Origin of the sequence: Ideonella sp. (assembly GCF_036277275.1) — a bacterium.
Classification (GTDB): Bacteria; Pseudomonadota; Gammaproteobacteria; order Burkholderiales; family Burkholderiaceae_C; genus Ideonella.
In genome coordinates this window covers 80,094-100,139 of sequence record NZ_DASUNH010000025.1, presented here as the reverse complement: position 1 = coordinate 100,139, position 20,046 = coordinate 80,094, and the positions used below count along the sequence as shown (strand labels likewise).

Annotated in this window: 13 protein-coding genes; 3 read left to right on the top strand and 10 right to left on the bottom strand. The window is 69.8% G+C overall.

Annotated elements, in window-relative coordinates; translation table 11 throughout:
• Positions 1–15: 15 nt before the first annotated feature.
• Positions 16–846, bottom strand: a complete 831-nt coding sequence (locus VFY73_RS05820) for a hydroxypyruvate isomerase family protein (protein WP_329716977.1) — start codon at positions 844–846, stop codon at positions 16–18.
• 165 nt (positions 847–1,011) lie between these two features.
• Here VFY73_RS05820 and VFY73_RS05815 point away from each other — a divergent pair, with 165 nt between their 5' ends.
• The 3 genes from VFY73_RS05815 (at position 1,012) to VFY73_RS05805 (ending at position 5,764) form a co-directional block, all read left to right on the top strand.
• On the top strand, positions 1,012–1,797 hold the full coding sequence (locus tag VFY73_RS05815) for a substrate-binding periplasmic protein (RefSeq protein WP_414654410.1): 786 nt from the start codon (positions 1,012–1,014) through the stop codon (positions 1,795–1,797).
• A gap of 7 nt (positions 1,798–1,804) precedes the next feature.
• Positions 1,805–4,336: a CHASE domain-containing protein gene (locus VFY73_RS05810; RefSeq protein WP_329716976.1), complete on the top strand. Its 2,532-nt coding sequence runs from the start codon at positions 1,805–1,807 to the stop codon at positions 4,334–4,336.
• Between the two features lie 78 nt (positions 4,337–4,414).
• Positions 4,415–5,764: a glutamine synthetase family protein gene (locus VFY73_RS05805; RefSeq protein WP_329716975.1), complete on the top strand. Its 1,350-nt coding sequence runs from the start codon at positions 4,415–4,417 to the stop codon at positions 5,762–5,764.
• 97 nt (positions 5,765–5,861) lie between these two features.
• Here the strand turns inward: VFY73_RS05805 and VFY73_RS05800 are convergent, their stop codons facing one another.
• From VFY73_RS05800 to VFY73_RS05760, 9 genes are all read right to left on the bottom strand, one after another.
• Entirely contained in the window at positions 5,862–7,379 is a 1,518-nt protein-coding gene (locus VFY73_RS05800) for a chitinase (RefSeq protein WP_329716974.1), read from the bottom strand.
• A gap of 271 nt (positions 7,380–7,650) precedes the next feature.
• The gene (locus VFY73_RS05795) at positions 7,651–8,910 is read right to left on the bottom strand and encodes a hypothetical protein (RefSeq protein WP_329716973.1); all 1,260 of its coding nucleotides are present in this window, start codon (positions 8,908–8,910) and stop codon (positions 7,651–7,653) included.
• Positions 8,868–12,260 (bottom strand): GH36-type glycosyl hydrolase domain-containing protein, encoded by a 3,393-nt coding sequence (locus tag VFY73_RS05790; RefSeq protein WP_329716972.1) that lies wholly within the window; start codon positions 12,258–12,260, stop codon positions 8,868–8,870. The genes VFY73_RS05795 and VFY73_RS05790 overlap by 43 nt, the downstream gene beginning before the upstream one ends.
• Positions 12,261–12,265: 5 nt before the next feature.
• Entirely contained in the window at positions 12,266–12,436 is a 171-nt protein-coding gene (locus VFY73_RS05785) for a hypothetical protein (protein ID WP_329716971.1), read from the bottom strand.
• Positions 12,436–15,444, bottom strand: coding sequence for a hypothetical protein (locus tag VFY73_RS05780; protein ID WP_329716970.1), 3,009 nt, complete (start codon positions 15,442–15,444; stop codon positions 12,436–12,438). The genes VFY73_RS05785 and VFY73_RS05780 overlap by 1 nt, the downstream gene beginning before the upstream one ends.
• A 44-nt stretch (positions 15,445–15,488) precedes the next feature.
• The gene (locus VFY73_RS05775; RefSeq protein ID WP_329716969.1) at positions 15,489–16,313 is read right to left on the bottom strand and encodes a carbohydrate ABC transporter permease; all 825 of its coding nucleotides are present in this window, start codon (positions 16,311–16,313) and stop codon (positions 15,489–15,491) included.
• A complete protein-coding gene (locus VFY73_RS05770; RefSeq protein WP_329716968.1) occupies positions 16,310–17,188 on the bottom strand; it encodes a sugar ABC transporter permease in 879 nt (292 codons plus the stop codon). Before VFY73_RS05770 ends, VFY73_RS05775 begins: the two co-directional genes overlap by 4 nt.
• Entirely contained in the window at positions 17,185–18,477 is a 1,293-nt protein-coding gene (locus tag VFY73_RS05765) for a sugar ABC transporter substrate-binding protein (protein ID WP_329716967.1), read from the bottom strand. The genes VFY73_RS05770 and VFY73_RS05765 overlap by 4 nt, the downstream gene beginning before the upstream one ends.
• The gene (locus VFY73_RS05760) at positions 18,449–19,975 is read right to left on the bottom strand and encodes a glucoamylase family protein (protein WP_329716966.1); all 1,527 of its coding nucleotides are present in this window, start codon (positions 19,973–19,975) and stop codon (positions 18,449–18,451) included. Before VFY73_RS05760 ends, VFY73_RS05765 begins: the two co-directional genes overlap by 29 nt.
• Positions 19,976–20,046 lie beyond the last annotated feature (71 nt).

The window sequence follows — 20,046 nt, the reverse complement described above, 5'->3', positions numbered from 1 at the left end:
CGTTGGTGCGAGACGCTACACCACGACGTGTGGCGCGCGGGCCGCTGCCAGCCAGCCCAACCCCGCAGCCGTCCCACCCGGCGCGGCGCCGCGCCGCGGGTTGTACTCGGCACCGATCCAGCAGGGGTCGAGGTCGTGCCCGGTGGCCAGCCGGTCGATCAGCGCGAACAGGTACGGTGCGTTCAGCTCACCGTCGTCCGGCTCGTGGCGACCCGGCACGCCGGCGATCTGCAGGTGGCCGACGCGGCCGCTGGGCAGGTGCTGGCGCAGCTTGGTCGCCAGGTCGCCTTCGCTCACCTGGCAATGGTAGAGGTCCATCTGCACCTTCAGGTTCGGCGCGCCGATCACCTGTACCCAGCGGTGTGCGTCGGCCTGCGTGGCGAGCAGGTAGCCGGGCACGTCGCGCGGGTTCAGCGGCTCGATCAGGATGTCGCAGCCGGCGCCGACCGCCTGCCGTGCCGCCCAGGCCAGGTTTTCGGCGTAGGTGGCCAGGCAGCGCTGGCGGTCGGCCCCGTCGGGCATGACACCGGCCAGCGTGTGCAGCCGGCGACAACCCAGCGCGTCGGCATAGGCCAGCGCGGTGTCGATGCCGCGACGAAACTCGGTTTCACGGCCGGGCAGGGCGGCCAGGCCGCGTTCGCCACCGGCCCAGTCGCCGGCGGGCGTGTTGATCAGCACCCAGGGCAGGCCGGCGTCGGTGGCGCGGGTGGCCAGCTCGGCGGCCGGCCAGTCGTACGGAAACTGGCATTCGAGGCCATCGAAACCATCGCGTGCCGCCGCGCCGATGCGCTCGGCAAAGCCGAGGTCCGGGTACAGCAGTGTCAGGTTGGCGGCAAAGCGCAGCATGGATGGGCTGAACTTTACGCTGAAGGGATGGGTGGCTCGACGCCCGGCAGCACAGGCGGTGGACCCGTCAGGCGCCGGGAAATGGCCGCCCGCCGCACTCCGTCACAGGCACGGGGGCCCCGGGTGGGATAAGCTCTGTCGGCGCTCGTCCGGAGGGGAAAAAGAATGCGTCGCGCCGTGTCGTGGGTCGTCGCCCTGGCCATGTTCGGCCACGCCGCGGCGCGGGCGGCCGACAAGCCCGACTGCGAGCGGCCCTTCAGCCTGGCGCTGCATGAGCATGGCCTGCTGTATTCGGCCCAGACCGGCGAGGGCATCGACAAGGACATCGCCGACGAGCTGATCCGTCGCAGCGGCTGCAAGGTCGCCGTCACGGTCATGCCGCGCGCCCGCATCTGGCAGCTGATCGAATCCGGCGCTCTCGATTTCAGCCTGTCGGGCATCAGCAACGAGGCCCGCGAGCGGTTTGCCGCGTTCGGCTGGTACTTCTCGAACAAGTACTACCTGCTGGTGCGCAAGGACGCCGGCGTGCAGCGCCTGGCCGACTTCGAGCGCCAGGCGGGGCTGAGGCTCGGCGTGATCCGCAGCTTCCGCTACAGCCCGAACGCCAACAAGCTGGTCGACGCGCTGGACGCCGGGCACCGCGTGAGCTACTCCACCAGCCTGGACCCGCTCTACCAGATCCTGCTCGGCAACCAGGTGCAGGCGATGATCATCGAGCCCTTCGACTATCCAGCGATCGAGAGCGGCCCGGTGCGTGAGCAGACCACGATCATGGAGTTCGACGATCCGTCGGTGCCGCACGGGCTGATCATGTCGAAAAAGGCGTTGAGTGGCGCCCAACAGCAGGCCTGGCGTGCGTTGATCGACGGCATGCGAGCCGACGGCACGGTGCTACGCATTTTCGAAAAGTACTTCACCCGCGATCTGGCCCGTGCCATGACGCAGTTCTGAGCGCGGCATGCAGGTCCGTCGCGCCTTGCCCGTGCTGTTGCCGCTGGCTGTGGGCGCGGTGTCGCTGGCCGTCACCGCCGGTTTGTGGCGCCACGAGCAACGCAGCGCGCAGCAGGCGCTGCGGGCCGATTTCGACGCCAGCGTGCGCCAGACGGCCGGCCGCATCGAGCAGCGCATGGCCAGCTATGAGCAGATGCTGCGTGGCGTGCAAGGCCTGTACCAGGCGGTCGAGCGGGCCGACCGGCGCGATTTCGTGGCCTATGTCGACACGCTGCTGGCCGGCGCCGACTATTCCGGCATCCAGTGGTTCGCCTATGCGCCTTGGCGGCCGGAGGGCACCGCGCGCATTGCCGAGGTGGCCCCGGCCGCCGGCCTGAACCTGCGAGCCCTGGGCGAAGACACCTTGGCCGACGACACCAGGCGCGGCGCCCTGATGCTGGCGCGCGATTCCAGCGGCCTGTCCATCACGCCGCGCCTGATGCTGCCGGCCGACGCTTCCGGCAAGCAGGAGCCGGGCTTCCTGATGGCACTGCCGGTCTACACCCGCCAGCAGCCCGCGGGCACGGTGGCCGCACGGCGTGCGGCGATCGCCGGCTGGGTGTTGGCGGCGGTGCGCATGGGCGACCTGATGTCCAGCCTTTACGGCGAGGCCGCGCGCGGGGTGCAGATCCGCGTCCACGATGGCGTGGAGGTCAACGACGGCACGCTGATGTATGCCTCCGGGCCACAGCGCGAAGGCTCGACGCCGGTTTTCGAGGCGCGCGAGTACATCGGCTTTGCCGGCCACTCGTGGACGATCGACGTGCAGGCGCTGCCGGAGTTCGAGCGCCGCCCTGGCGGGATGGCGGCCACCATCATGGCGCTGTCCGGCATCGGCCTGAGCCTGGTGCTGGCGCTGCTGACGCATCAGCTGGCCACCGGCCGCCAGCGGGCCCACGAGGCGGCGCTGCGCATGACCGTCGCGCTGCGCGCCAGCGAAGAGCGCTACCGCCGCATCGTCGAGACCGCCGACGAAGGCATCTGGGTCACCGATGCCGATGGCCGTACCGTCTTTGCCAACCCGAAGATGGCCCAGATGCTGGGCCTGACCAGCCAGGCGCTGCTGGGCCGCCCGATGGCCGAATTCATCGAGCCTGACAACGTGGCGGGTGCGGTGGTGGCCAAGGCGATGGGCCTGGTCAATGGGCAGACGCTGGGCCCGTCGGCGGCGGCCGAGCAGCACGGCGGGCGCGAGCGCCGGCTGCGCCGTGCCGACGGCCGACGCATGTGGGCGTTGGTGTCCACCACGCCGATCGTCGACGCCGCCGGCCACTTCGACGGCTCGCTGGCGATGGTGACCGACATCACGCAGCAGAAGCAGGCCGAGATCGCGCAGGCCGAGCTGGAGTCGCAGCTGCGCGCTTCGCAAAAGATGGAGGCCATCGGCACGTTGGCCGGTGGCATCGCGCACGACTTCAACAACATCCTCGCCGCGATCCTGGGCAACGTCGCGCTGGCGCAGCGGGATCCGGCCGAGGCGCACGAGCGCCTGGCGCAGATCACGCAGTCGGCCGAGCGGGCGCGCAGCCTGGTGCAGCAGATCCTCGCGTTCAGCCGGCGCCAGCCGCACAGCCTGAAGCGCCTGGCACTGGCGCCGGTGATCGAAGAGTCGGTGCGCCTGTTGCGGCCGCTGTTGCCGGCGATGGTCGAGCTGGAGCTGGTGCTGGCCGATGCCCCGATGACGGTGCAGGCCGATGCGACACAGCTGCACCAGGTGCTGATGAACCTGTGCACCAACGCCTGGCATGCGATGAACGGCGCCGCCGGGCAGATCGAGATCCAGCTCGACCGGCAAACGCTGGACGATGACGCGGCCCAGCGCCTGGGCCTGCAGCCCGGGCCACATGCCCACCTGGTGGTCAGCGACAGCGGCTGCGGCATGGACGAGGCGACGCGTCAGCGCCTGTTCGAACCCTTCTTCACCACCAAGCCCCTGGGGCAGGGCACCGGGCTGGGCCTGGCGGTGGTGCACGGCATCGTCTCGGCGCACGAAGGCGCGATCGGCGTGACCAGCGCGCCGGGCCGCGGCAGCCGCTTCGACCTGTACATCCCGCTGCAGGCCGAGCTGCCAGAGGGGGCGGCGCCCATGAGCGGGCCGAGCGCGGGGCCGCCGGCTGCCGGCCACCACGTGATGTACCTCGACGACGACCCGGTGATGGTGGTGATGGTCGAAGGGTTGCTGCGACACGCGGGCTACCGCGTCACCACCTTCGAAGACCCGCGCGAGGCCATGGGCCGGCTGCGGGCGTGGCCGGACGAGGTCGACCTGGTGCTGACCGACTTCAACATGCCGGGGCTGTCGGGGCTGGACGTCGCGGCCGAGCTGGCGACGCTGCGGCCGGGCCTGCCGGTGGTCATCAGCTCGGGCTATGTGACCGAAGCGCTGCTCGATTCGGCGACGCGGATCGGCGTGCGCAGCGTGATGCAAAAGGAGTTCACACTGGAGCAACTGCCGCCGTTGCTGCGTCGCCTGCTGGCCGAACCGTCGGCGACTGTTTGATCGCCTGAACACTGTGTTCGGGCTCGCGCAGGCGGGGTTCGGCGAAGATCGACGTTCTGCCATTGCCGTTGTTCATCCATGAGTGCTGAGTTGCCTGCCGACATCGCCGACCTGCTGCAGCGCGCCGGCGTGCGCCAGGTGGAGTGCCTGTTCCCCGACGTGACCGGCTACCCGCGCGGCAAGCTGATGCCCGCGGCCGCCTTCCTGGCCGGGCAGGAGCTGCGCATCGCGCAGGCGATCCCGATGCAGGCGGTGACCGGTGAGTACTCGTACGACCCCATCTTCCCGGACGACGATCCCGACGTGCGGCTGGTGCCTGATATGTCGAGCGTGCGCCTGGCGCCGTGGGCGCCGGTGAACCAGCCACGTGCGATGGCGATCCACGACTGTGTCGAGCTGGACGGACGGCCCTGCGCGTTCGCGCCACGCCAACTGCTGAAGACCGTGCTTGCGCGTTACGCCGAGTGCGGTTGGGCGCCGGTGGTGGCGCCGGAGATCGAGTTCTATCTGAGCGCACCCTGCGTCGACCCAACCGAGCCGCTGCGCCCGCCGCCCGGGCGGTTGGGCCGCGCCGAGGTTGGCCAATCGGCCTTCAGCCTGAACATGCTCAACGAGCTGGCTCCGTTCTGGGGCGCTTTCCAGCAGGCGATCGAGACGCTGGGCATCCGCGCCGACACCTGGATCCATGAGGTCGGCTGCTCGCAGTACGAGATCAACCTGTGGCACGGCGATGCGGTGTCGGTGGCCGACCAGGCGTTCCTGTTCAAGCACGCGGCGCGCGAGATCGCGATCCAGCACGGGCTCAACGCCGTGTTCCTGGCCAAGCCCTTGCCCGATGAGGCCGGCAGCTCGATGCACCTGCATGTCAGCCTGGTCGATCGCGATGGCCGCAACGTCTTCAGTGCAGCCAATGGCGACGAGCAGCCGTTGTTCCGCCAGTTCATCGCCGGGCTGCAGACCTACCTGCCGGATCTGATGCTGCTGCTGGCGCCGCACGTCAACTCGTACCGGCGCTTCGTCAAAGGCAGCCAGGCGCCGATCCATCTGGAATGGGGCTACGACAACCGCACCGCAGGCTTGCGCGTGCCGCAGAGCGGGCCGGCCGCGCGGCGCGTCGAGCAGCGCGTGGCGGGCGCCGATGCCAACCCGTACCTCGCGGTCGCGGCGACGCTGGCCGCAGGCCTGGCTGGCATCGAAGAAGGCCTCTCGGCGACCGCGCCGATCAGCGGTGACGGTTACGCGCATGGTCATGCCTTGCCGCGCAGCCCGCGCGAAGCCTGGCAACGCCTGGCCGACAGCGCCCATGCGCGCCGCCTGCTCGGTGACGATTTCGTCACCGGGCTGCTGGCGGTCAAAGAGGTCGAGTTCGACCACTACGACCGCGAGGTCAGTGCCTGGGAACGGCGCTTCCTGCTGCCGCAAGTTTGAGAGAAAAAACGCCCCGTGCCGCTTGGACGGCCGGGGCGCGGTGCATGGCGGCCCGCCGGCCACCATGCGAAAGTGGGTCAAGAACCCACCGGAGAACTCAAGGCAGGCTGTCGAGTGCCGCGCGGGTCGGCTTCGAGAAGTTGTAGCCGTCGTGCCGGTCCCAGTTGATCGACCAGGTCATCGCGCCGCGGTAGGTCGGGTACGCGACCTTGGGCTTGATCGTGCCGCAGTTGGTCAGGCGCGTCAGGCAGTTCAGCGTGGCCGACACGGTCGCCGGGGTCACGAAGCCGGTGTTGGCCGAACTGGGGCCTGACGGCACGCCGAAGGCCACCTGGTCGGGCCGCAGGCCGACGAACTTCCAGCCGGTGTTGTAGTCGGTCGTGAAGCCTTCGATCAGCATCAGGCTGCCGGCGACCAGGCCGTCGACGGTGCCTTCCTGCACCATCGTGTACTTCGGCGGGTCGTTGTAGGTGAAGCCGCCGTTGTTGTAGAACTGAACGTGGATCACGTTCAGGTCGTCGCGCAGACCGTCGATGATCGGCAGGTAGGCACCCCAGATGCCGGCCAGCGTGACCAGGCCGCCCTGCACATACGGGTGCTCCGGCGCCATCGACAGGTAGAAGCTCGCGCCGACCTTGGCCTTCAGCAGCTTGATCGCCTTGACCAGATTGGCCTGGATCGGCGCGTCCTTGTAGACGCCGTGCTCGATGTCGATGTCGACGCCGTCGAAGCCGTACTTCACCAGCAACGCGTAGGTGCTGTTGACGAAGTTGTTGACCTGCTCGTCGTTGTCGAGCGAGACGGTGCCGTTCTGGCCACCGAATGACAGCACCACCTTCTTGCCGGCGGCCTTCTTCGCCTTGATGTCGGCGATGAACTGGGCCTCGGTGCCGGCGTTCGGGTCGAGTGTGAAGCTGACATTGCCGTTGCCGGCGTTGTCGGCGAAGGCAACGACGATCACGTCCCAGTCGTTGCTGACCTGGGCGATCGGGAAGGTGTTGCCCGACGGGTTGGTGAAGTTGTGCCAGTAGCCGATCAGGTGGTGGCCACCGGGCGGCGGCGGGGGCGGCGGCGGCGTGTCGCAGGCCTTGGTCTTGCGCCACGGCTCGCCGCTGCCCTTGGGCCCGCTGTTTTCCGATGGGTCCTTGCCGATGCTCTTCAGCACCGCCCGGTAGCCGACGTTGTCGTCGGTCACCAGCGAGCCCTTGAGGTAGCGCACGTCGGCCTGCCACGGCTCGCAGTCAGCCGGCGGTGGGGGCGGCGGTGGCGGGGGAGGTGGCGGAGGCGGCGGCGGGGGAGGTGGGGGCGGCGGCGGCGGTGTGCCGCAGCTCGAGGCCTGCGTCCACGGCTGGCCGCTGCCGTCGCCGCCGTTGTGGGTGGCCGGGTCTTCACCCTTGGTCCACCAATTGGCGCGGTAGGTCAGGCCGTTGCGTGTGACGGTGTCGCCTTGCACATAGGCGATGTCGGTAGACCACGGCTGGCAGGCAGGGGCGGCCACCTTGACCGGTGCGGCCTGGGCCACCACCGGGGCGGCGCCCGCGGCGACCGCGACGGCCGCCGACAGCGCCATCAGCCAGTCGAGCCGCGCACGCCGCGACGAACTTTGGTCGGACATGGTTCCAACTCCTTGGTTTGATCTCTTGAACGGACCACAGGGCACGCGCTGCGTGCCCCTCGGCCGTGATGATCCGGCCTGGCATCTCGGCCGTCACGAGAGAAAACCACTACAAGACCAGTAAGACCAGTTAAGCGATGTCGGCTGAAAGACGAAGCTAAGTTACGAGGGAATCAATCCGTTTCAAACGGGGAGCTGGCTCAACAACTGGTATGCCTTGCGCCCGCCAACGCACCGCCGGTGGCGGCCGGCCGGCGTGATCAGCAGCCGACTACCGGGCGACGGGCTTCAATCGGAAGATCCTGTACTTCGGGTCGCCGGCGAAGTCGCGGACCATGCCCATCACGAGGATTTCGTTGTGGCTGTTGATGCTGGTGGCCCGGTGCAGCGGGTAGGGCTCGCCTTCGTCGTCGATGCAGCCACCGGCCGACAGCAGCGTGTTCAGGTCGACCGGCGGTTGATCCAGGCCGTACCAGATCACGGCCCGCTCCTTCAGGTAGTCGAGGCGGCTGAAACCCACCACCACGCCTTCATCGTTCAACGCGGTAGCCCGGCTGGTGCCGTCGCCGGGCAAGGCGCCCAGATCGATGACGGCGCCACCGTGCCACGCGATGGCGTGAACATTCGTGAGGTCCCCCGTTTGGTAGCTGCCGTGGCCGACGATGGTGGCGGTGCTGTTGATGGCCACCGCGTGTGAAATCAGGTCAGTTCCCGGCAGTGTGCCGAGATCGACGATGGTGCGTGGGTTGTCCCAGCGCACCGCATGCGGCGTGCGGCGTCGATCCGCATCGCTGGTGCCGACGATGACGCCGGCGGCGTTGATGTCACGGGCTTCGCTGCGCTTCAAGTGCTGGCCCTTGCGACCGCCCAGGGTGCCCAGATCGATGACCCGCCCGTCACGCCAGAGCACGGCGTGGACAGTGTTGGTGGTGTTGTTCACGATGCCACTGGTGCCGACGATATGGCCCTTGTTGTTGAGAGCGCGAGCCTTGGGGGCGACGCCGTCTGGCAAGGGGATCAGCTTGTGAGGTACTGCCCGGTGATCCGACCAGACAAGCGCATGCTGCTCGCGAACGTCGTCCATGCCATAGCCGACGATCTGGCCCTGGTCGTTGACGTCGTAGGACACGGAATGGCTTTTGGACAGCGAATGCAGTTCGACGGTCTGCCCATTGCCCTTCCAGAGCGTGGCACCGCTGCTGAATTGGTTGCTGTAGCTGCAGCAACCGACCGCGACGCCCCGGCGGTTGATTGCATACGGTTCGACGATGTTGTGGCCGCCTTCGGTGGCGAGGTGGGTGCACGTGTAGGTGGTGAGGGCGGCGTGAGCGTTCAGGCCGGCCAGGGCGAGCAGGCCCGTGGCGCCGAATCCGATGACGGTGCGGTTCATCTTTGCTCCCTGAGGTTTGGACAGGGGGCCGATCTTGATACCGCCGCGGCGGTGCGACATCCCTAATTCCGCAGGCCAGCGGAGTTCGTTCGACGATTTCAGGCGATGCTCAGCCGCAACCGGTTGACATCCGTCGCCCACAGCGGCGCCATCGCTGACCAGTCGATGCGGGCACCGCCTTCGCGGTAGGGGTTTGGCTCGAACGTGAAAGGCAAAGCCGTGCCGTTCAACTCCGCCGCCAGCACGCCGTGGCCGCGCGAGCCCACCTGACAGTCGATCGAAACCCGGTGGCCCGCCAGCGTGGTCTCGGCTTGCAGCGTGCCCAGCAACGGTGCGATCACCGGGTCGATCACGCAGACGTCGGCCCGTGGGCGCAGGCCGAGCAGGCAACGCTGCACCAGGCCGAGTGCAATGCCGGCGCCGCTGGAATAGACGCGCCAGCCGCCCTCGAGCGGCACCTCGCCGCGCAGGGCGCGCTCGTACTGCGCGCTGGCTTCATGGCGGTCGGCGAAGGCAGCGTCGGAGCTGGAGAAGTAGCAGTTGGCCTGGCGTGGCGCAGCGCTCGGCAGGCGTTGCTTCAGCTCGACCGGGTGGGCGAGGTTCAGCGCCTGCCAGAACGCCTCGGCCCGGCCCAGGTGGGCCAGCGCCTCGGCATAACGCAGGTGGGCGTGGGTGTACATCAGCCCGATCTCGCGGCCGAAGTGGCTGCTGCTTTCGGCGCGCTGGAACAGCTGCTGCGGCCCGCCGCGGTAGGCGAACGGCGCATCGAACAGGCGCGCGCCGTCCGGGCCCAGCAGGTGCTGCTCGATCAGCGCGAAGTGCGCTTCGGCCTCGTCCAGGCTCAGCAGATCGGCCAACACCGCGTGGATCATCGGCAACAGGCTGTAGCGCACGCCGGTGTGCGGATCGCTCGGGTGCAGCAGCGGCCGCGGCGATGGCCCCGGCGGGTCGAACAGCGCGTAGCCGGTCAGTACCGCTGGCGCGTTCGGGGCTGAGGATGTCGGCGGCATCAGCCAGCGCCGGAAGTCCGCCTGAACCTGCTGCCGCTCCTGGTGCATCGCCTCGGCGCGGTGGGTCTGGCCCAGCAGGCCGAAGGCTTCGGCCAGCGTCGCCAGCACCTGCGCGTGCAGTGTCACGCTCCAGCTGCTGCACAGGTGCTCGCGCAATCGCGGGTCGGCCGGCTGCAGCGAATCGTTCCAGTCGCCGTGGCCGTAGGCGGCCAGCGCAGTGCCGGGGATGCGGCGCTGCGCGATGACCGTCAGCGCCCGTTCGACGTGTTGCCACAGCGTTGCGTTGTCGGCGAAGTCACCCGGCGCCGCGTAGAACGGCAGCGGCTCGTCCAGCAGGCCGGCGTCGCCCGAGGCGAGCAGGTACTGGCCCAGCGCCAGCAGCGGCCAGAAGACGATGTCACCGTGCGAGTCACCGGCGCGGATGGCCCGGTCGCGCTCGAAGAAGGTGAACCATTGGGGCCAGTCACCATCGGCGTTCTGCGCGCTGAAGACGCGGCACAGCAGGTCGCGCGCCGGCGCGAGGCTGCCGTGCGCCAGCAGCAGCTCGATCGGGCCCTGGCAGACATCGCGCGTGCCCCAGCCGCCACCCGAGTACTGCTCCAGCCCGCGCGGCGCCAGGTAGTGCACCAGCGCGTTGTGCTGGAACCAGGGCAGCGCGGTCGACAGCGCCGCGGCCTGTCCGGTGGGCGATGACAACCGCGGTGGCGCCAAGGTGTCGAGCGTCGGCGCGCCGGCCGGTGCGGCCTCGACCAGCTCGCCACGGATGCGCAGCGCGATCTCGGGCGTGGCGGCGAAGCGCAGGCACAGCATCGGCACGCCGTGGTCGTCGCCGTCGTCGAACAGGGCTTCGGCGCCGGACACCTCGAGCAGCCGGCTGTGTTCGCCGATCGGGGCAATGGTGAAGCCGCCGTGCGGGAAGCGCGCGAGCAAGCCACTGCCGGGCGGCGGCGCGAGCCAGACGCTGCCGTCGGCGCTGCTGGGCGTGTCGATGCGGCCCGGCACCTCACCGTCGTCGCCGCTGAGCGCGAGGTGGTGGGTCACGAGGCAGACGGCCGGCGGGCCTTCGAGAAAGCGCAGGTGCAACGACAGCTCCGGTGCCTGCGCCGCGGCCGCGGCGACGACCTCGATCAGGCCTTCGTCGTCGCGGTACCACCAGCGCACGCGGCGCTCGCCGATCGCGAACGCCGACGGCTGGTCCAGCAACTGCCAGCCGCGCGTGCGGCGCACGAACACACGCTGCCCTTGCGAGTGGCTCTGGCCCAGCCAGCCGTGAACGGTCGACAGCAGGCGGTTCAGGCTGACATGGCCTTGCGTGGCCATCGAATGGAAGACACCCGCCATCCAGCAGGTCGAGGTCATCGCGGCCTCGTCGGGCACCAGGTGCTCGCCGCTGCGCAGCAAGTGGCCGTGCGGCCGCAGCACCGCCCGCTCCTTGGCCGGCAGCACGACGTGCTCGCCGTCGGGGGTGAAGAACGACCACAGCGTGTCGTCCGGGCCGCGCTCTTCATGAGCGCGTTGAGGGCCGAAGTGGGCCTCGCAGTCGGCTTCGTCGAACGCGCATGCCACCAGGCGCGGTGCGTGGCTGAACAGGCTGGGTCTCGGCGGCTGCCAGCTGGCCTGCACCACGGCGGCCGGCAGCGCGAGCGGCGGCGCGGCTTCCGGCAGCGCGAGCAACTGGTCGGCCCAGGCCGCATCGTCCGGGCCACTGGCGGCGGGGTGGTTCGCCTGCAGGCCACCGAAGAAGCCGAGCGTGGCGCGTTCACCCGGGGCCAGGCTCAGCGGCGCATCCTGCAGCGCGGCCATCGCCTGCTCGTGCTGCAGCCGCGCATCGGGCAGGCCATGGCGCCAGGCCGCCGGTGCCGCGCCGAAGCGGTGGCCGAGGCCGAGCACCTGCAGCGCATCGGTCGCGTACGCCTGGGCGCGGCGCAGTGAGCCGAGCAGCGCCCACGGGTGCCTGCCGCCGACCGGCTGGTTCTGCCGCACCGCCAGCAGGCGGCCGCGCTGCGGGTGGTCCAGCGGCGTGAAATCGATGTAGTGGCTGACGTAGTACTCGTTCAGGCGCACGGCGGAATGCGGCGCCAGCGACAGGTCCTGCTGGTACAGCAGATCGACCATGCAGGTGGCATCGCCTTGCACGTGGTGCAGCGCCAGGTGCCAGAACCACGCCGGCTCGTTGGCGGCCAGCAGCAGCGTCAGCTCGAAGGCCAGGCCCTGCCACTCGCCGCGTGCGATGAAGCGGTCGTCTTCGGCATGCCAGCGTGCCGGGCTGTGCGGGCCCAGCAGCGGTAGCAGCTGAGCGTCCCCGGTGCCGGGCCAGCGGCGCAGCACCAACTGGGTCGAGCCGGCCTCCAGCGCGTTGCCGGGAAACAGATGCAGGCACAGCTCGTCGCCCCAGCGCAGCTCGCGCAGGCAGCCGTTGGCGTTGAAGCTCGCGGCCAGGCCCGACGGGCTGCTGATGCGGTGCACTGAAGATGGAGCCATCGTCATCAGGCGGGTCGCACCCGCGCCAGCAGCCAGGCCAGCAGCCCGGGGTCGGCATAGGCCGGGTTCCAGGCGCGGTTGTCAGCGGGCGGCGGGGCCGCCTGCGCCGCCGATGCGGCGACGAGCGCGGCCGGCAGGCCCATCAGCGTGCGGCGATCGATGTGGTGGGTGGTCATCATTTTCTCTGGTTGGTCTCAGGCGCCCGATCGGCCAGCGTCAGGGACGCCGGCAAGCTGTCGATGCGCTGCTCACCGCCTTGCCAACGCCAACGAAGGCCGCCAGGTGGCAGATCAAGCCCGGCGTCGATCTCGACGTGCAGCCCTTCGGCCTCGCGCCGGGCGCGGTAGCTCAGCCGGCCGTGGGGCGTCGGCAAGTCGCGTACCGCCACGCCGTCATTCAGCCAAGTCTGCGGCAGGCCGGCGGCCAGCACCAGGCCGTCGCCGTCGTCGTGCACGAACAGGTCCAGCAGCGAACGGATCGCGTCGGACGCGACCCAGGCGTGTGGCATGTCGCCGAGGAAGCGTATCTCGCGCGGGTCGCGCATCACGACCTCGGCCCATTGGTTCCAGCCGGCGGGGCGCTGGTCGGCGAAGAAGAAGTCGAGCATCGCCAGCGCCCGCTCGGGTTGTTGCAGCCGCACCAGCGCACCGACGCTGCGTAGTTCGTACGGGGTGTAGTCCTTCCAGGCCCGCTTGCCGCGTGTGCGTTGTTGCGATTCGCGCCAGTAGCGCTCGAATGTCGCGTCCAGCAGCCCGGGCGGCAACAGGGCTTGTGCCTGCGCGGGGTTCAGCGCGACGGTGGTCGAGGTGGCGTCGAAGTCGCCCAGCTCGGCTGCGCCGGGCATGAAATCGATGCGGTGCTGCGCGGCGGCGGCGCGGATCGATGCCGCCAGCTCGGCGGCGAATTCGTCGCGCCAACCGGCGAACTCACGCGCGGCGGCTTCATCGCCGACGGCCTGGGCCAACAGCACCGCGTCGTTGTAGCCGCGCAAGGCCCAGAAGTCGTCCCAGTACGAATGCATCGCCTTCTCGGAATAGCCCTCGTGGCTGATCGAAGCCGGCATCAGGCCGTAGAAAGCTTCACGACCCGGCTGCCGGTTGGCCGGCGTGCGTTCGCTCTGTCGCAGCTGCTCCATGTAGCGCACGGCGCGTTGAACCGCGGGCCAGTGGCGTTGCAGCCGCGTGCGGTCGTGCGTGAAGCGCCAGAGTTCGGCGACCGAGTAGACGAACTGCCCGTGGCTGTCGTTCTCGGGCACCGGGTCGGCGCCGCGCGCGTCGACGCAGCAGGGCACCTTGCCGCTGGCGAACAGCTGCGTCGCGTACCAGTCGACGAACTCGCGCGAGGCCTCGGTCTCTCCCAACCGCAGCAGGCCGGCGACCATCATCGCGCCGTCGCGTACCCAGCTGCGCGCATACGAGCGCGTGCCTGGCTGCAGTGCCGCACCGCGCCGAGACAGCAGGATCTGCGCGAGCGCGCTGCGCAGCGTGTCATGCACGCGCTGACCGGCGGCGGGCAACTGCAGGCCGACGCGGTTCAGCCGCTCGCGCCAGGCTTCCGCGCTGGCAGCGAGGCCGGCGTTGACGTCGCCGAGGTGAGGCGGCAGTTCCTGCACGCCGGTCATGCGCCAGCTCAGCGCGAGCTGCGCGTCGCCACCGGCCGGCAACTGCAGCGGGTAGGCCAATGCCGACTCCGCGCGGCCCTCGGCGTCGCGCCACGACGCGGCCTCCCGCAGGGCTTGAACCGGCGCGCCGTTGGTCAATGCAAAGGCCACCGGCCAGTCGGCCCCGCCGCCGGCCCAGGCCCTGGCGGGGGCTGGCGTGGGGCGCAATGCCAGCCTGTCGTTCAAGTGCCAAAGGCCGTCTTGCCAGGCCACGCGCGACAAGGGGCTGGCGCCGCCCGGCTGGTTCAGGAACTGCTGCGGTGGGTTGACTTGCCACGGCCGGGCGACCAGCAGCAGCGTGGCCTTCAACGGCCGCTCGCCGGCCGCACGCAGCGTGTAGCGGGCGTGGCCGGTCGGGCGTGTGCCGTCGCCCGACGCGCCGGCGTCGATGTCCAGCGTGAAGGCCGGGTGTGCCCAGCGCACGCGCGGTTGCGGCAGGTAGCCCTCGGGCAGCGAGTGGCTGATCTTCACATCGGCCCAGCCGACGAGGGTCGGCGGGTTGCCGCTGTCGCCTTCGAGCAGCACGAACGGCTCGATGCTGGGGCTGCCGGGCGCCGGCTCGACAGCGCCATCTTCCGACAGCAGTGCCGCGTAGCCACCACCACCATCGACGCCGAACAGCGTCCAGTAGTTCTGGTCGCCGAGGTAGGTGCGCGGGTACAGCCCCGGCGGCAGACGTTTCGCGCGTGCGGCGGTGGCGTCGTCTTGCGACCGCCACGCGCCGGGCTCGACCGGCTCGATGCGCAGGGCAGCCAGGCCCGCGCGCGTGCCCTCGCCGGAGGCGGCCGTGATGCGCAGCCGGCGCGCTTCGCGCTCGGGCAGGAACAGCGCATCGAGCGGACCGGCGCCGCGGCGCACCTGCGCCAGCCGCCGCCAACGCCCTGCTTCGTCTTGGGTGTCGATGGTGTAGTCGCGCGGCCGCTGGCCCGTTGATGGCCAGTGCAGCTGCAGGCCGCTGAACTCGCGCGTCAGGCCGAAATCGACCGCTGCCGAGGTGCCGCGCACCGTCAGGCGCGGAGCGGGCCACGCAGCCGGCGGCGGCGCACGTTCGACGAAGTCGAGACGCTCGAAGCAGACTGAACCCTGCCCGCCGCCGCTGCCGGTGGCCACCACCAGCTCCAGCGCCTCGGGATGGCGCAGCACCTTGTCGGCCGTCGGGCCCCAGGCGAACTGGATCTGGCGCCGCTTGAAGCGCAGCTCGCGCGGCCGCGCGCCGAAGCGCATGTCGGGCCGGTTGACCCACCAGACGTTGTCGCCGCTGGCGTCGGTCAGCTTGAACTGGAAGTGGTTCGCCGGGCCGTGGCCGCGCACGCGCAGGCGGTATTCGTAGTTCGGTGGCAGGTCGACTGGTGGCAGGGTCCGCCGCGCAACGGCATAGCCCGAAACACCGTTGAAGTCGTAATCCAGACAATGCCCGCGCGCGTCGGCACGCCAATGGGCTTCGACCTGGTCCGACGCGTCGATCCTCCAGCCTCCGTTCGGTCGGAAGCTGTCGATCAGAGTGACGTCGCCCGGTGAAGCCACGGCCGCTGCAGCGCACCCCAGCAGAATCCCACACACGCTGCGCTTCATTGCTTCACGCCCCCCATCGTCAGCCCTTGCAGGTAGTAGCGCTGCAGAACCAGGAACAGCGCCAGCACCGGCAGCACGGTGATCACGGCGCCGGCCATCATCAGCTCGCTGTCTTGCACATGCTCGCGACTCAAGCTGGCCAGCGCCACCGGCAAGGTGTGCAGTTCGCCGTCGGTCAACACGATCAACGGCCACATGAAGTCGTTCCAGCTGCCGAGGAAGGCGAACACCGCCAGCGTCGCCAGCACCGGCGTCAGCAGCGGCAACACGACCGAGAAGAAGATGCGGAACTCGCCGGCACCGTCCATGCGCGCGGCCTCGATCAACTCGTCCGGGATGCCGCGCGCGTACTGCCGCACCAGGAAGATGCCGAAGATGCCGGCCAGCGATGGCACCAGCACGCCGGCGTAGCTGTTGACCAGGCCCATGCTCTTGAGCATCAGGAACAGCGGCAGCATCGCGACCTGGGCCGGGATCACCAGCGCGCCGAGCAGCAGGCTGAAGAGCTTGTCGCGGCCGGTGAAATGCAGCTTCGCGAAGGCGTAGCCGGCCAGTGTGTTGAAGGTGGTCGACAGCAGCGTCGCGGCGATCGCGAGCCCGAGGCTGTTGGCGAACTGGCGCACGATGCCGCCTTGCGTGATCAGCGCGCGGTAGTGGTCCAGCGTCGGCTCGCTCGGCAACAGCGGTGGCGGGAAGCTGCTGGCCTCGCCCGAGCGCATCAACGACGCTGCCACCATCCACAGCAGCGGCGCCACCGTCAGCAGCGCGGCCAGCGCGAGCACGCCGTTGACGGCGACCGTTTGCACCGTGCGGCCTTTCATGCGGCCTCCTGGCGTTGTGCCAGCAGCATCAGGCCGCGCGTGACGGCGACGATGATCACGAACAGCACGAACGCCACCGCCGACGCGGCGCCGAGGTTCCACCAGCGAAAGCCTTCTTCGTACATCAGGTACAGCACGCTCACCGTGCTCTGCAGTGGGCCGCCCTGCGTCATCACGTAGGGTTCGGCAAAGAGCTGGAAGTAGCCGGCGATGGTCAGGATGCTGACCATCAGCAGCGTCGGCCCGAGCATCGGCAAGGTCACGTGCCAGAACTGGCGCCAGGCGTTGGCACCATCCAGCCGTGCGGCTTCGTACAGGTCTTCGGGTACCGCTTGCAGCGCGGCGATGAAGATGATCATGTTGCCGCCGAAGTTCTTCCACGCCGCGAAGACGATGATCGCCGGCATCGACCACTGCGGGTCGCCCAGCCAGTCGATCGGCGCGATGCCGACGTGACCGAGCAACTGGTTGATCCAGCCGTAGCGCACATGGAAGAGGTAACGCCAGACGACGGCCACCGCGACCAGCGTGGTGACCACCGGCGCAAACAGCGCGGTGCGGAACAGTGGCTTGAACCGCGCCAGCTTCGACTGCAGCAGCACCGCGCAGCCGAGCGACAACACGATCGACAAGGGCACACCGAGCACGACGAAGTAGGCGGTGTTGCCCAGCGCCTGCCAGAACAGCGGGCGGGTCAGCACGTGGTGGTAGTTTTCCAGCCCGACGAAGCGCAGGTTGTCGAGCGAGGCCAGCGCGTAGAGGTCGAAGTCGGTCAAGCTCAAGGCCAAGCCGGCGAGCACCGGCACGACGAAGAACAGGCCGATGACCGTGAGCGCGGGCAGCACGAAGGCCCAGGCGACGGGGTTGCGTTTCATCGCGCGCGATCCAGCATCCAGCGCCGCTTGGCCAGGAATTCGTCGACCCGCATGTCCAGCGCCCGTGCGACCGCAGCCGGGTCGGATTTGTCGTGTGCGGCACGCGCGGCGAAGAGCTGCATCTCCTGCGCGATGCGCTCCCACTCCGGCACTGCCGGCGCCGGCCGCACGCGTTCGAGCTGCTGGGCGAACGCCAGGGCCTGAGGGTCGCGCCCCAGGCCGTCGGCCGACCAGCTCGCGCGGCGCGGCGGCAGGTTGCCGGTCAGGCGGTAGAACTGTTGCTGCACCTCGGGCCGCGACAGGTACTCGATCAACGCCCAGGCCTCGCGCCGAGCGCGCGAGCGGCGGAACATCACCAGGCTCGAGCCGCCGGCGATCGATGCGCCGGGGCCGTTCGGGCCGGGCAGCGGCGCGGTGGTCCATAGGCTTTGCTGCTCCGGCCCGAGCCGGCGGCGGAATTCGCCCAGGTTCCAGGGCCCCGAAATGTAGAGTGCGAACTGGCCACGGCCGAACTCCTGCCACAGGTTGGAGACCTGGTTGTTGGTCAGGCTGGGCGCGAAGCCGCGCTCGAACATCTGCAGGTAGAACCCCAGCGCGCGTTCGAAGCCGGGGCTTGAGAAGTTGCCGCGACGTCCACCGTCGCGCAGCAGCTCATCGTCTTGCTGCAGCGCCAGTGCCAGCAGCGGCTCGAACTCGTTCAGCGGCAACAGCTGCGGGTGCGCAATGCCCAGACGCTGCAGACCGAGCATCGCCTGCTGCCAGCCGGCCCAGGTGTCGGGCATGCGATTGAAACCGGCCTTCGCCAGCAGGTCGCTGCGCACGTAGAGCAGCCGCGTGTCCACATACCACGGCAGGCCTTGCAGCTTGCCGTCGATCAGGTTGGTGCGCCAGATGCCGCTGAAGTAGTCGTCCGGTGCGATCGTCGGGCTGCTGTGCAGCCAGGTGTCCAGCGGCTCGACGGCGCCCAGCGCCACCATCTCCGGCAGCCAGGTGTTGCCGATCTGCGCGACGTCCGGCGTCGCATCTCCGGCAAAGGCAGTCAGCAGCTTTTCGTGCGCGGCCGTCCATGGCAACTGCTCGATGCGCAGCTCGACATGAGGCTGTTCGGCGCGAAAGCCGGCCAGTAGCTCATGCGCGACCTCGCCCTCGCGGCCCATGGCCCAGAAGCGCAGCGTCGTGCGGCCGCCGCTGCGGCGCCCGCAGCCGGCCAGTGGCAGCGCGGCGGCCACCAGCGACGCGCGCCGCAGCCAGCGGCGGCGCTCAGGCAGGCTGGGCGATCGGCCGGTCATGGGGCGAAACAGGGCGGGCCGGGGCGTCCAGCCAGCCACCGGCGAAGCCGGCGCGCGACAGCCCGCGCCGCAGGTGCGCGTTGCCGCGCATCGTGCGCCAGATCAGGTCGTGGCGGTGGTTGGCGATCATGGCGACGATGGGGCCTTGGTCGATGCCCAGGTAGTCGGTGTCGACCCAGCCGAAGCCGGGCGCGACGCGGCCATTGGACAGCTTCGCCGACGCATCGACAAAGCTGGTGTTGAAGGCGTCGAGAAAACCGTAGCGGCCGTAGATGTGGGCACCGAAGCGCTGGTGCATCGCCTGCAGCGCGGCGGTCACTTCGGTCGGCGCGAAGGGCAGCGAGGCGGCGGCGGCGGTCGGCGCGATCGTGCCATCGTCGAACAGGTCGGCCTTGCCGGCGCCGCGGGCGCGGTAGTCGTGGAACTCGCGCACCCGGCCGCTGTGATCGGCCGTTCGGATCGAGCCCGGGCCATCGCAGGCGGTCAGGCCCCAGACGTTCGCGCCGTAGTCCTTCCACCCACCGGGGTTGCTGATCGCGTAGGCGCGCTGGGCCAGCGTCGCGCGGCGGCTGTTCTCGAAGTAGTCGAACCCGTGCGCGCGCATGAAGGCGTCCTGGATGCCGCGGAAGTCGACCCAGACGTGCGAGTACTGGTGCCAGAACAGCGGTGCGCCGCCCAGGTGCACCTGGCCCATGAAGCTGCCAAAGGTGCGCGGGTACGTCGAGCAGAAGGCGTCCCAGCTGTCGTCGCGCGCAGGGTGGGTGGGCGAGCCGAGCGCGAGCAGGACCAGCAGCATCGCCTCGTCGTAGCCGTGGTAATCGACGAACGGCCCGAAGCCGGCGCCGGGCACCCAGCCCATCGCGATGGTGCCGCCGCGCACCTGGGCCCAGCGCCAGTCGACGCGGGTGTAGAGCGTCTCCGCCAGCTGCCGGATGCGCGTCTCGACGGCATCGGCGCCGGTGAAATACGACTGCGCGGCCAGCACGCCACCCATGAGCAGCGCAGTGTCGATCGTCGACAGCTCGATCTGCTCGTTGAAGCGCTCCCCGCTGGCCATGTCGAGGAAATGATAGAAAAAACCGCGGTGCCCGCTGACGCCGCGTGCGGCCTCGCCCTGGGGCGCATGGGCCAGGAAGTCCAGCGTGCGGCGCACACGCTCGGCCGCCTGGGCGCGCGTGACGAGGCCCCGCTCGGCACCCACCAGGTAGGCCGTCAGGCCGAAGCCGACCGAGGCGACGCTGGCCATCGTCGGTGCTGCGGGCCAGCGGTCCGGCACGAGGCCGGTGACGGGATGGGCGGTCTCCCAGAAGAAGCGGAAGGTGCGCGCCTCGATGTCGTCCAGCAGCGCCGCATCGCCGAGGCGAGCAGGCGTGTGGCCTTCGCCAAAGGCCATTGGCTGCGGTGTGCTGCCGCAGCCAGGCAGCCAGCCGGCCAGTGCGGCTGCGCCCGCCGCGACGAGCAGGCGACGCCGGTCCGGGCGCTCCAGATGAAGAGTCATCGACGCAATGAGGTGGACATCAAACCGGAGCCTGCCACGACCTCATCGATCGTGGCGGGCCCATGCAGCAG